The following is a 13264-nucleotide window of genomic DNA, read 5'->3' on the forward strand; positions in this document are numbered from 1 at the left end:
ACTGAACATAATTGAAAATTTAGGATATCGAAAAAATTTCAATTAATCACACTTTTATCAAAACAAAAAAAGACTGTCCTCACGGACAGTCTTTTAAAATATTTTTAGTGGTGTAGAACTTCTTCACCTTCTTTCATTGGTACATTTTGCGGTACAAAATCTACATCATGATTTGGGTTACTATAGTCATATGGCCAACGGTATACATGAGGAATTTCACCTGGCCAGTTACCGTGAATATGTTCTACAGGAGTAGTCCATTCTAAAGTTGTAGATCTCCATGGATTCTGAACTGCTTTCTTACCGTAGAAAATACTACTAAAGAAATTGTATAGGAATACTAATTGGAACGCACCTCCTACAAGAGCAAATGTTGTAATTAAAACATTCACATTTTGTAAATCATCAAATAATGGGAAGTTGGTGTTTGTATAATAACGTCTTGGTAAACCAGCTAATCCAATAAAGTGCATTGGGAAGAAAACTCCGTAAGCACAAACTGCTGTTACCCAAAAGTGAATGTAACCTAAGTTTTTATTCAACATTCTTCCGTACATTTTAGGAAACCAATGGTAGATACCAGCAAACATTCCATAAAGTGCAGAGATACCCATTACTAAGTGAAAGTGAGCAATTACGAAGTAAGTATCGTGAACGTTAATATCTAAAGTACTATCTCCTAAGATGATTCCGGTTAAACCTCCAGTGATGAAAGTAGAAACCATTCCGATAGAGAATAACATCGCAGGGTTGAATTGTAAGTTACCTTTCCATAAAGTCGTAATCCAGTTGAACGCTTTTACAGCAGATGGAATTGCAATCAACAAAGTGGTAAAAGTAAATACAGATCCTAAGAAAGGATTCATACCCGAAATAAACATATGGTGACCCCAAACAATTGTAGATAAAAATGCAATTGCAAGAACTGACATGATCATCGCTCTGTATCCAAAGATTGGTTTACGAGAGTTCGTAGCCATAATTTCAGAAACAAGTCCCATCGCTGGTAAGATTACGATATAAACCTCAGGGTGTCCTAAAAACCAGAATAAGTGTTCGAATAATACTGGAGAACCTCCTTGATAATGTAAAACCTCTCCTGCAATATAAATATCAGATAAGAAGAATGAAGTACCAAAACTTCTGTCAAAAATCAATAATAAAGCTGCAGATAACAATACAGGGAACGAAATAACACCAATAATAGCCGTTACGAAAAATGTCCAGATTGTAAGTGGAAGTCTTGTCATAGACATTCCTTTAGTTCTTAAATTGATAACCGTAACGATGTAATTTAAAGATCCCATTAAAGAAGATGCAATAAAGATAGCCATCGAAACTAACCATAAAGTCATACCAGTTCCAGAACCTGGAATTGCTTGCGGTAAAGCACTTAATGGAGGATAAATTGTCCAACCTGCAGAAGCTGGTCCAGCTTCAACAAATAAAGAACTTAGCATAATTACAGCAGATAAGAAAAACAACCAGTATGAAATCATATTCATAAATCCGGAAGCCATATCTCTTGCCCCAATTTGAAGCGGAATAAGTAAATTACTAAATGTTCCACTTAAACCAGCTGTCAGTACAAAAAATACCATTATGGTACCATGTATTGTAACTAAAGCTAAATAAATATCATTTGCCATTACACCATCAGGTGCAAATTTATCTCCTAATAAAACATTAAAAATCTTAAAAGACTCTTCTGGCCATGCTAATTGCATTCTAAAAAGCAAGGACATTGCAATACCTATAATACCCATAATGATACCGGTAATTAAATATTGCTTAGCAATCATTTTGTGATCAATACTAAAAATATATTTAGTAATGAACGTGTCTTTATGATGATGTTCGTGCTCGTGATCGTGTCCGTGATCGTGACCGTGCGCTTCTGCTGACATATATGTGTACTTTAAATTTTCTTAATAAATATTATTTCATAGCAACTTTAGCTACAGCTGCTTTAACAGTATCAATTACTGCTTTAACAGTATCTTTAGCTGTACTATCTGTAGTAGCTTTAGCTCCTTCAGCCGGCGCTTTAGCAGCAGCTGCCGCTTTAATATCCTGAGCTAAAGTAGTTTTTTCGCTTAACCATTTTTTATAGTCTTCAGGAGTATCAACTACTACTTTCATTTGCATGTTGTAATGAGAAGCTCCACAAATTTTATTACATAATAATAAGTAATCAAATGTATAAGGATCTAAAGCTGTTCCGCCTTTCGCAACCAACTCAACACTTTTTTCAGCTCTAAGCTTATTGATATTTGCAACTTTCTCTACCATAAATGGTAACTCTCTGTATTCAGATGTTGTGTAAGTTGGAATAAAAGCAAACTCAGTAACCATTCCCGGAACACAGTTCATTTGCGCTCTAAAGTGAGGCATATAAGCTGAGTGCAATACATCCTGAGAACGCATCTTGAAATGTATTTTTTTACCTTTTGGAATATGTAATTCAGAAACTACGATATCATCCTGAGCATTAGGATCAGACATATCAACACCTAAAGTGTTAATACCTTCTATCAAACGCACGTTAGCTTTTCCTAAAACATTATCCTGTCCTGCATATCTGGCAGTCCATTTGAATTGTTGTGCATATAATTCGATTTCAATAACATCTTCGTCTTTATCAACGAACATAATATTGTTCCATGCATACAATCCGTAAAGAATCAAACAAGCCAAAACTACAGATGGAATAATACTCCAAAGTGCCTCTAATTTGTTACTATCAGCAAAGAATAATGCTTTTTTATCTTTATTCCCTCTATTTTTAAAAGAAAACCAATATAGTAAACCTTGTGTAATAAATTGAACTACAAAAATTAAAACCCAAGTAATATTCATCAAATTATCTACTAAAAGACCATGCTCTGAAGCAGGAGTATGAAGTGCTAAATTACCCCATTTTAGTAAACCGTAAATCGTAAATATATAAATGAAAGCTAAAAAGCCGAACATAATATATCCTTGAATATTATTATCATTATCTGATGCCACTTGAGAATCGTCCGAAGAAGATCCCACTTGAGTAAGATCAAATATCTTGGTCAATTGCCACAATGCAATTGCTAATAAAACTAAAACTACAATTACCAACAAACTTGTCATCTGTTTACTTCTTTAAATATTAATAATGAAAATGTTTACTTTCTTCAATGAAAGGATTTCTTTTTGCTAACAAAGGAGATTTAGTTAATGCAGTAAATACAACAAAAATAAACAAACCTAAGAAGAAAAGTATAGATGCAATTTCAGGAACTCCAATAAACCATTTATCTCCAACTGTACCAGGCATAATCATATTAAAGAAATCTATATAGTGACCTAGTAAGATAACAACACCAGCCATTACAATAACCCAGCTAAGACGTTTGAAATCTGTGTTGATTAATATTAATAACGGAAACACAAAGTTCATAACAACAGCACCAAAGAATGGCAAATTGTATAATTGAATTCTTGTTACGAAATACGTAACTTCTTCAGGAATATTAGCGTACCAGATCAACATGAATTGAGAGAACCATAAATAAGTCCAGAAAACACTAATACCAAACATAAATTTAGCTAAATCGTGAATATGACTTGTATTTACATATTCTAAATATCCTTTAGATTTTAAGTATACAGTAACCAATGCAATTGCAGTAATACCACTTACAAAGAAAGAAGCAAATACATACCATCCGAACAATGTACTAAACCAGTGTGGATCAATTGACATAATCCAATCCCAAGACATGATAGACTCAGAAACAATAAAGAATACTAAGAATCCAGCAGTTAACTTGAAGTTCTTTTTGTAATATAGATCATCATTAGCTTCGTCCTGAGCTAAACAATTTTTTCTGGATTGGTAACGATATAAGTTCCATCCTACTAAAAAGATAGCAGCTCTAATAATCCAGAAAGTAAAGTTTAAATAACCCGCTTTACCAGCAATTATTGCATCATAGTTTGGATTTTTTGGGTCTGTAACTCCTTCACCTAACCATACAAATATGTGATTAAAGTGTAATCCGCAAAGAATTAATATAATAAAGAAAATGATAGAACCAACAGGCAAATAAGCCGTGATTCCTTGCATAACTCTAAACAAAACCGGAGACCAACCTGCCTGAGCAACTTGTTGAATAGCATAAAATGCTAAAGTTCCCATAGAAAGTAGTAAAAAGAAAATACAAGCAACATATAAAGCTGACCAAGGCTTATTTTGCAATTGGTGCAATACATGTGTTAAATGTTTTTCGTGCTCATCAGTAGCGTTAACTTTTGCATGCTCACCACCGTTGTGCGATTCATGTGAAGCTTCAGCAGCTTCATGATGTCCAGCTTCTTGATGTGAAGTTTCTGCTGTTGCTTCATGCGCAGCACCATGAGATCCATGTGCATCTGCAGCTAGAATTTTTTCAACTTCTTGAATATCTTTAGGAGCAGTTAAAAAACCATATCCAATTCCTAATATACCAAGGGCCATTAGAATGATAGAAAGAGTTTTTAATTTACTTGAAAATGTATACATATCTATTACGATCAGTTTGTTCAACAATTATAATTGGCTTTTTAGTTTTAGAACATAGTCAGCAACTAACCAACGTTCGTGGGCACTTAATTGATTTGCATGTGAACCCATTGCATTTAAACCATAAGTTTCAACATGAAAGATACTTCCTTCAGTAATTACTCTGTCTTTATAGCTAGGTACTCCAAGAAATTTTTCTCTTTCAACCAATTTACCTTTACCGTTTCCAGTTGCACCATGACAACTGATACAGTAAATTTCGAAAAGTTCTTTTCCTTTTCCGGAATTTCTTTCGATAGAATCCAAAGGTGATTTTAAATTAGCTTTAGCCAATTCATAACCAGCGGTTGAATTTTCATATTCATAAGGTTCAAAACCTCTATTGATACTTCCTTCTGCAGGAAGCTGTCCTTCTTTTCCACCTTTAAATATTTTTGCTTCTGAATAGGTTTCATAACCTACAGACTCATACATATTAGGGAAATACTGATAGTTTGGTGCCGAATTATTGTGGCAAGATGAAACTAAAATAGTTATACCAACTAAAAGTGTTATTTTATATATCCTTTTCATAGCTACAATTAATTCTTTTCAATTACTTTAACTTCAACAGCTCCTGTTCCTTCGAAAAAAGAAACTAATTCTGCTTCGTTATCATTTACAGCAACTTCCATTAAAAAATGGTCATCTGTTGTTCTTACATCAGGATTCTCCGCTTGTTTGAATGGCCATAATCTACTTCTCATATAAAAAGTAATAACCATTAAGTGAGCAGCAAAAAATACTGTCATTTCAAACATAATCGGAACAAATGCAGGCATGTTCTGAATGAAGCTAAAACTTGGTTTACCTCCAATATCTTGTGGCCAATCATGAATCATAATATAACTCATCATGGTTGTTGCAACAGAAATACCAACACATCCGTATAAAAAAGCACAAATTGCTAATCTTGTTGGTGCTAAACCCATAGCTTTATCCAATCCGTGAACTGGGAATGGAGTAAAAACTTCTTCAATATGATGATGAGCAGCTCTGGTTTTCTTTACTGCATCCATCAAAATATCATCGTCATTATAAATGGCGTATATTACTTTATTACTCATGATGTGAATCTTTATTTGCTCTTTCTCTAATGTAATTATCTCCTGTTCCTTTCAAAATTGTTTTTACCTCTGCCTGAGCAATTACAGGGAATGTTCTGGAGTATAATAAAAACAATACAAAGAAGAAACCAATTGTTCCGATGAAAATTCCAATATCAACAAATGTTGGTGAAAACATTGTCCAAGAAGATGGAAGGTAATCTCTATGTAAAGAAGTAACAATAATTACGAATCTTTCAAACCACATTCCGATGTTTACCACAATCGAAATAATAAATGAAAACATGATACTTGTTCTTAATTTCTTGAACCACATAAATTGTGGAGAGAAAACATTACAAGTCATCATTGACCAATATGCCCACCAGTAAGGTCCGGTAGCTCTGTTCAGGAACGCATATTGCTCATATTCTACACCTGAATACCAAGCCACAAATAACTCAGTGATATAAGCCACCCCAACGATAGAACCTGTAATCATGATTACAATATTCATTAACTCGATATGTTGCAACGTAATATATGCTTCAAGATTAGAAACTTTTCTCATGATGATCAACAATGTATTTACCATCGCAAATCCCGAGAATACCGCTCCAGCAACGAAGTAAGGAGGGAAAATTGTTGTATGCCATCCTGGAATTACAGAAGTAGCAAAGTCCATCGATACAATTGTGTGTACAGAAAGTACAAGTGGAGTAGCTAAACCTGCAAGAACTAAAGATACTTCTTCAAAACGTTGCCAGTCTTTTGCTCTACCACTCCATCCAAAACTTAGGATAGAATATACTCTTTTATTAAAAGGCGTTATTGCTCTATCACGTAGCATTGCAAAATCAGGTAATAACCCAGTCCACCAGAAAACTAATGATACTGAAAGATACGTAGAAATTGCGAATACGTCCCAAAGTAGCGGTGAGTTAAAATTTACCCATAAAGATCCAAATTGATTTGGAATAGGTAAAACCCAGTATGCTAACCATGGACGCCCCATGTGAATAATTGGAAATAAACCTGCCTGAACTACCGAAAAGATAGTCATTGCTTCAGCAGAACGGTTAATAGCCATTCTCCAACGCTGACGGAAGAGTAATAGTACCGCAGAAATTAATGTTCCGGCGTGACCAATACCAACCCACCAAACGAAGTTCGTGATATCCCAAGCCCAACCAACTGTTTTATTTAATCCCCATGTTCCGATACCGGTAGATACGGTGTAAATTATACAGCCTAATCCCCAAAGGAAAGCTGTTAATGCGATTGAAAATACAATCCACCAATGTTTGTTTGCTTTACCCTCAACAGGTGCAGCTACATCTACTGTTACATCGTGATAAGATTTATCACCTATAACTAAAGGTTTTCTAATGGGTGCTTCGTAGTGAGACGACATAATCCTTTATATTGTTTCTTAATTAATAATTTATTCTAAGTATTTCTAACTTTAACATGGTAAACCACATTAGGCTTAGTTCCTACATGCTCTAATAAGTGATATGATCTATCATCAGCAGCTAATTTAGCTACTTTGCTTTCAGTATCATTAACATCTCCAAATATCATTGCTCCAGAAGAACAAGCATTTGAACAAGCTGTTTGGAATTCTCCATCAGCAACTGGACGACCTTCATTTTTCGCTTTCAATTTAGTCGCTTGTGTCATTTGAATACACATAGAACATTTTTCCATAACTCCACGAGAACGAACATTTACGTCTGGGTTTAATACCATACGACCTAAATCATCATTCATGTGATAATCAAATTCACTGTTTTTGTTATACAAGAACCAGTTGAAACGACGTACTTTATACGGACAGTTGTTTGCACAATAACGAGTACCAACACATCTGTTGTATGCCATATGATTTTGACCTTCACGACCGTGAGAAGTTGCAGCAACAGGACAAACTGTTTCACATGGTGCATGATTACAGTGTTGACACATTACTGGCTGGAATGAAACTTGTGGATTATCTCCTGCTTTTTCCATTTCATTAAATGTAGATAATGAACTAGACAAACCAGCGATATTCTCTTTTCTTTCGTTATCACCTTCAAAAGTGCTTTCAGAAGAATAGTATCTGTCAATACGCAACCAGTGCATATCACGACTTCTTCTTACCTCTGCTTTACCTACAACCGGTACGTTGTTTTCAGCATGACAAGCAATAACACATGCTCCACAACCTGTACAAGCATTTAAGTCAATAGAAAGGTTAAAGTGATGTCCAGTAGAACGATCAAATGATTCCCATAAATCAACTGTTGTAGCTTTAACTTCTTCGTGATCTAAAGATACCATTGGTTGTTCGTTCCAATGTTCAGGATCCTCAGAATTAAAGATTTTAAGAGAAGTTTCTTTAATAATATCTCCTCTACCCATTAATGTTTTCTGTCCCTGAACACAAGCAAACTCATGAACACCATTTGCTTTCGCAATAGTAACAGATTGAACACTATTGAAATTTTTATATAAAGAGTAAGCGTTTAAACCTACCATCATTTCTTCTTTCAAAGCAGCCTTACGACCATATCCTAATGCTAAACCTACTGTACCAACAGCTTGTCCTGGCTGAACAATTACCGGCACATTTTCTAGTTTTAAACCATCAACAGTAGTAATTGTAGCATAACTTCCGTTTAAACCTCCGTTAGCAACAATTTCATTTGTTAAGTTATATTTCTTAGCATCAGCATTAGAAACAGTTAGGTAATTATCCCAAGAAACTCTTGTAATTGGATCCGGAAACTCCTGCAACCAAGGATTGTTTGCTTGCTGTCCGTCACCCAAACCTGTTTTTGTATACAATACTAATTCAAATTCGCCCGAAGATTTTGATTTTGCAACAGCATTTGCAGCAGAAACATAATCAACAGATCCAGCAGACAATGCAGATGAACCAATAACAAAAACACCATCATGCAAAACTTTGTTCCAAGAAGAACCTACAACTACCGATGCTGAATTAGCTTTGATATAATCATAGAAATTTCCAGGAGTTCCGTTTAATGATAATAAAACGTCTTGAAATTGTTTTGTATTGAATATTGGACGAATAGTTGGCTGAGTCAAACTATAAGTTCCTTTTGTAATCACAACATCTCCCCAAGCCTCTAAATAATGAGGTACCGGAGCAGCAATCGTAGCTACAGATGCAGTCTCATCTTCTTTTAAAGAAAATGCAACTGATGTTTGTACTTTTTTCAATCCAGATACAAAAGAAGCTGAATCAGCTAACGTATATACAGGATTAATTCCACTCATGATTAAAGTATGGACACTTCCTGCGTTCATATCTTTTATCAATTGAGAAACAACCGCATTAGAACCTTTTCTAATTTGTCTTGTTCCGACAGTGCTAAAAGCTTCACTAGCCAACACCTGGTTGATAGCTAAAACTAATAACTGAGCATTTTTATCTTCTAAACCGGAAACTAAAACTCCTTTTGAACCAGCAAGTTTTAATTGCTGAGCAGCTTTAACTACTTCATCTTTAAATTTAGCATCTAAAGAAACAGCAATAGAAGAGCCTGTAATGATATTATAAATTTGAACTAAAGCTTGTTTTTGATTTGCGATACTCATTGGAATACGCTTATCAGCAGCAGCTCCAGACAATGTCATGTTTGATTCTAATTGAAAATGACGGGACATTTTTTTAGATCCGGTAGGCCCGGCAGGAATTCTGCCTTGTGCATATCCGGCATCATATCCACCACCTTGCCAATCTCCTAAGAAATCAGCCCCAACAGAAACAATTAAAGAAGCTTTTGAAAAATCATAATCAACAAGAGCTCTTTCTCCGTAAACTGTTTCAAATGCATCTAATGCGTCAGATGATGAAACTGCATCATAAACAACATGCTTTGCATTAGGATTTTTAGCAATAAATTCAGCTATTAATTTTTCTGTAGACGGACTCGCTAAAGTATTTGTCAACAATACCACTTGTCCACCTTTTGCTTTTGCATCAGCAAGACTTGATTTAATTCTTAAATCAACAGCAGACCAGCTACTATTTTTTCCATCCAATTTAGGCTCTTTCAAACGCATACTATCATACAATGATAATATAGACGCATGAATTCTTGCATTGGCTGAAAACTTAGCTCCAGAAATAGTATTGTTATCAATTTTAATTGGACGACCCTCACGAGTTTTTACTAATAAGTTAGCAAAATCAAAACCATCAAAAACAGTAGTTGCATAATAATCAGCAACACCAGGAATGATTTGTTCTGGTTGTAAAACATATGGTATAGACTTGTGAACAGGACCTTCGCAGGCAGCAAGAGTAACGGCTGCAGTACTAAATCCTACGTACTTTAAAAAGTCACGACGTGAAGTTCCAGATGAAGCTAAAGCATCTGCATTTCCTAAGAATTCTTCAGTAGGAATTTCTTCAACAAATTCGTTATTTCTAAGCGCCTCAACAATAGAACTATTCTCTAGTTCTTCAACACTTTTCCAGTATTTTTTGTTTGATGACATTGTATATAAATATTAAAATCTTAATAATTCGATTAATAGTGGCATTTACCGCATTCTAAACCTCCCATTTGCGCTGCAGTCAATTTCTCTACACCGTATTTTTTAGAAAGTTCAGCATGAATTTTATCATAGTAAGCATTTCCTTCCATCTTAACATCAGTTTTTCTATGGCAATCAACACACCATCCCATTGTTAATTTAGAATATTGCTTCATGATCTCAAATTCCTGCACTGGACCGTGACAAGTTTGACATTCAACACCCGCAACAGTAACGTGTTGAGAGTGATTAAAGTAAACAAAATCAGGAAGATTATGAATACGTACCCATTTTACAGGTTGCGTTTTTCCAGTATAAGCTTGTTTAGCTTTATCCCAACCAACAGCATCATACAATTTTTGGATTTGAGCATCGTAAAACGCTTTGCTGTACTCAGGAGTAGCGGTAGTTTCAGCAACTTCAGAAATATTTTTATGACAGTTCATACAAACATTCAAAGAAGGAATACCAGCATTTTTACTCACACGAGCAGCAGAGTGACAATATTTACAATTGATCTCATTATCTCCGGCATGGATTTTATGAGAATAGTGAATTGGCTGAATTGGCTCATAATTTTGATCAACACCAACTTGCATTAAGAAAGCATACACAAAATAACCACTTGCCAAAAGCAAGAATATAGAAGTAACCAATACTAAAAACTGGTTTCTTGCAAAAGCTTTCCAGATTGGAGTCCTAGCTTCTTTAGGAGCAACTACAATACCATTATTACTAGCAACTTTAGTTAAAACCTTATTCACCATGAATAACATAACAACCAAAATAGCCATAACAAGAGCAAGAGCTCCTAAAATGATGTTATTAGAAATACCACCACCTTCAACATTAGTTCCCGGAGGAGCAGCAGAACCAGGTCCGCCAGCAGCAGGCTCAGCTTTTACTTCAGAAGTATAAGCGATAATATTATCAATATCACCTGTAGATAATTGAGGAAAAGAAGTCATTACTGACTTATTATTTTCTTCAAATAACTTAACTGCAACAGGATCTCCTGATTTAATCACTTCAGAACTGTTGTGAACCCATTTGTAGATCCACGCCATCTCATGTTTGGCAGCAACTCCTCTAAGAGCTGGGCCAGTTGATTTGGCATCTAATTTGTGACATGCAGCGCAATTTGCATTAAAAAGTTCTTTCCCTTTTACTGGATCACCACCTGCAGCAGCAGCCGGAGCAGCAGCTTCAGGCGCCGCAGGAGCAGCAGCATCTTGAGCAAATGAAGTTAGGGAGAAAATTAACGTTAGCGATAAGCTAAATAGTAATTTTCTTGAGATCGAATTATGGTTACCCACCTTTTTCATATAGTATAATAATTATCTACTAATTTTTGGTATGATTTTTTCTGTACTAAACCAACAAAAAATTAATACCTTCTTTTAAAACTTGCACAAAAATACGACTTATGAACTATTCTCAAAACCTTAAAATACTCTTAAATATCAATTTATACTAATTCTAAATAATATTAAAATTTTCCACACAAACTTTAAATACTATTTTTGCATAAAAAACATCACATTATGAGAATTTTAGCCCCTTCGAAAAGAGTTTTCTTAACATTAACAATGTTCACTTTAGCATATAATATCCATGCTCAAGATCAAAATTTAATCCTAAATCAAGACCCTAAATTTGAGCAGTTACTGAACGAGAAACGCAAAATTAACACGTCAATAAATACAAATGATACTTATAAAATTCAAATTTTTAGTGGTAAAAGTGAAGAAGCAAAAAAAACCTTATCTGATTTCAAAAGAGAATTCTCTACTATTGACGGAACAATAATTTTCAATACACCCAACTACAAAGTAATGGTTGGAAATTTCAGAACCAGAATAGAAGCAGAACACAATTTAGCGGAGATAAAAAAAAGATACAAAAGTGTCTTTTTAATTAAACCAGGGAAGTAAATTATATTCTAAAATAAAACAAAAAAGCGAGACCAAAATCTCGCTTTTTTTTATACGCAAAATGCGGATTTCAAATTATTTAAGCTCCAAAAAACACTAAATAACCTACTTCCAAACTTTGTAAATCAAATTTCCCAACACAGGCCATTCAATGATCACAATCGAATAATTGAACAAATTTCAGAATCTTCAGCTCTTGAACATCATTTCTATCACAGCAGAAAACCATCAGAATCTAAAAGATATTCTTCAGACAATCTTATAATAATTACATAGCACAACACCCGAATTAACACTACACTATTGTGGGAACAAGTAAATTCTTAACGAAATTGATTCTAAAACCTACAGCTGATGAAAAATCACCTAAAACAAAATCCTAAATTTCAAACATTCATTTCCCTCCTATGCATCAGAACAGAAACAAAAAGCAATTTTACCTCCATCTTAAATCAAAATCTATCACTCTATTCTTGTACAATTTCATTCAGACACTTAAAACCTCTACTTATATTCTACCAAATTCATTTGAAAAACGCGGTTATTACAAAAACATCCCACAGTGGCTTTCCCCACGACCTCACCCATATCTCCATAGCTACACCAATGCACATTACCAATAATGCGACTTTCATCAAGGTCATGCACACACTTCACAATAACCTCTTCTTTACCAGGGAAAATTTCACTAAAAACTAACAGCCAAGCTGAGCCAACAGCTGCATAACCAGACAGAAAAGAACCAACCTTACGCAGTACTCCTTGCTCTGTAGTACATATTCTTGCATGATTACCCAAAAAAGATTCGCTCACGCTTATAATAATTTTAGAAGCATAAGCAAACAATCCAGGATCTGCAATTACCACTAATTTCAACACCTAAAACACCTTCAAAAGATTAAACGCAGCCCGAAAAGACAAATCCTCATCACTTAAAGGCTGCATAAACCAATTACCATCCTTAGACCTTAAAGCCTTTGACACATACCCTAAATCTAATTCAAATGCCTTAGAAGTATTCGTAGGAGCAACGACAACAACACTAAGCCGTTTGGCTTTATTTCTTCAAATAAATATCCATGTAACAAACCAGCTATTATTTTACTAAAACTGTTCAACGTTTGCAAATTGCTGCACACCATTACTAAACTTAA

The 13264-nt window shown here is 34.6% G+C and carries 10 protein-coding genes; 1 reads left to right on the forward strand and 9 read right to left on the reverse strand.

Translation table 11 applies throughout. The annotated features are described in order from the left end of the window. Positions 1 to 104 precede the first annotated feature (104 nt). Genes ACQY44_RS09535 through ACQY44_RS09570 form a run of 8 tightly spaced genes read right to left on the reverse strand, consistent with a single transcriptional unit; the run spans position 105 to position 11501 of the window. Entirely contained in the window at positions 105 to 1907 is a 1803-nt protein-coding gene (locus tag ACQY44_RS09535; protein WP_155101208.1) for a cytochrome c oxidase subunit I, read from the reverse strand. Positions 1908 to 1938: 31 nt separating this feature from the next. Next, positions 1939 to 3123, reverse strand: a complete 1185-nt coding sequence (locus ACQY44_RS09540; RefSeq protein ID WP_428230138.1) for a cytochrome c oxidase subunit II — start codon at positions 3121 to 3123, stop codon at positions 1939 to 1941. A 19-nt stretch (positions 3124 to 3142) separates the two neighbouring features. Then, positions 3143 to 4537, reverse strand: coding sequence for a quinol:cytochrome C oxidoreductase (locus ACQY44_RS09545; RefSeq protein ID WP_428230139.1), 1395 nt, complete (start codon positions 4535 to 4537; stop codon positions 3143 to 3145). Between the two features lie 27 nt (positions 4538 to 4564). Beyond that, positions 4565 to 5110 carry a c-type cytochrome gene (locus ACQY44_RS09550; RefSeq protein WP_395357657.1) on the reverse strand — a complete coding sequence of 182 codons (546 nt, stop codon included), beginning with the start codon at positions 5108 to 5110 and terminating at the stop codon, positions 4565 to 4567. An 8-nt stretch (positions 5111 to 5118) separates the two neighbouring features. Then, positions 5119 to 5643 carry a DUF3341 domain-containing protein gene (locus ACQY44_RS09555; RefSeq protein ID WP_056245298.1) on the reverse strand — a complete coding sequence of 175 codons (525 nt, stop codon included), beginning with the start codon at positions 5641 to 5643 and terminating at the stop codon, positions 5119 to 5121. Beyond that, positions 5636 to 7036, reverse strand: a complete 1401-nt coding sequence (gene nrfD, locus ACQY44_RS09560) for an NrfD/PsrC family molybdoenzyme membrane anchor subunit (RefSeq protein ID WP_132031653.1) — start codon at positions 7034 to 7036, stop codon at positions 5636 to 5638. The genes ACQY44_RS09555 and nrfD overlap by 8 nt, the downstream gene beginning before the upstream one ends. Positions 7037 to 7071: 35 nt before the next feature. Beyond that, the gene (locus ACQY44_RS09565) at positions 7072 to 10137 is read right to left on the reverse strand and encodes a TAT-variant-translocated molybdopterin oxidoreductase (RefSeq protein ID WP_428230140.1); all 3066 of its coding nucleotides are present in this window, start codon (positions 10135 to 10137) and stop codon (positions 7072 to 7074) included. 32 nt (positions 10138 to 10169) lie between these two features. Further along, positions 10170 to 11501: a cytochrome c3 family protein gene (locus ACQY44_RS09570; RefSeq protein WP_428230141.1), complete on the reverse strand. Its 1332-nt coding sequence runs from the start codon at positions 11499 to 11501 to the stop codon at positions 10170 to 10172. A 219-nt stretch (positions 11502 to 11720) separates the two neighbouring features. Between ACQY44_RS09570 and ACQY44_RS09575 the strand changes: the two genes are divergently transcribed. Further along, a complete protein-coding gene (locus ACQY44_RS09575) occupies positions 11721 to 12110 on the forward strand; it encodes an SPOR domain-containing protein (protein WP_428230142.1) in 390 nt (129 codons plus the stop codon). 504 nt (positions 12111 to 12614) lie between these two features. Here the strand turns inward: ACQY44_RS09575 and ACQY44_RS09580 are convergent. Further along, positions 12615 to 12989, reverse strand: a complete 375-nt coding sequence (locus ACQY44_RS09580) for a hypothetical protein (protein WP_428230143.1) — start codon at positions 12987 to 12989, stop codon at positions 12615 to 12617. Between the last annotated feature and the right edge of the window lie 275 nt (positions 12990 to 13264).

Origin of the sequence: Flavobacterium sp. (genome assembly GCF_965277525.1) — a bacterium.
In the GTDB taxonomy this organism is placed as follows: Bacteria; Bacteroidota; Bacteroidia; order Flavobacteriales; family Flavobacteriaceae; genus Flavobacterium.

Excerpts from the sequence above, each read along its gene's own strand:
- ACQY44_RS09535 (WP_155101208.1), bottom strand. The coding sequence starts at position 1,907 with ATGTCAGCAGAAGCGCACGGTCACGATCACGGACACGATCACGAGCAC.
- ACQY44_RS09540 (WP_428230138.1), bottom strand. The coding sequence starts at position 3,123 with ATGACAAGTTTGTTGGTAATTGTAGTTTTAGTTTTATTAGCAATTGCA.
- ACQY44_RS09545 (WP_428230139.1), bottom strand. The coding sequence starts at position 4,537 with ATGTATACATTTTCAAGTAAATTAAAAACTCTTTCTATCATTCTAATG.
- ACQY44_RS09550 (WP_395357657.1), bottom strand. The coding sequence starts at position 5,110 with ATGAAAAGGATATATAAAATAACACTTTTAGTTGGTATAACTATTTTA.
- ACQY44_RS09555 (WP_056245298.1), bottom strand. The coding sequence starts at position 5,643 with ATGAGTAATAAAGTAATATACGCCATTTATAATGACGATGATATTTTG.
- nrfD (WP_132031653.1), bottom strand. The coding sequence starts at position 7,036 with ATGTCGTCTCACTACGAAGCACCCATTAGAAAACCTTTAGTTATAGGT.
- ACQY44_RS09565 (WP_428230140.1), bottom strand. The coding sequence starts at position 10,137 with ATGTCATCAAACAAAAAATACTGGAAAAGTGTTGAAGAACTAGAGAAT.
- ACQY44_RS09570 (WP_428230141.1), bottom strand. The coding sequence starts at position 11,501 with ATGAAAAAGGTGGGTAACCATAATTCGATCTCAAGAAAATTACTATTT.
- ACQY44_RS09575 (WP_428230142.1), top strand. The coding sequence starts at position 11,721 with ATGAGAATTTTAGCCCCTTCGAAAAGAGTTTTCTTAACATTAACAATG.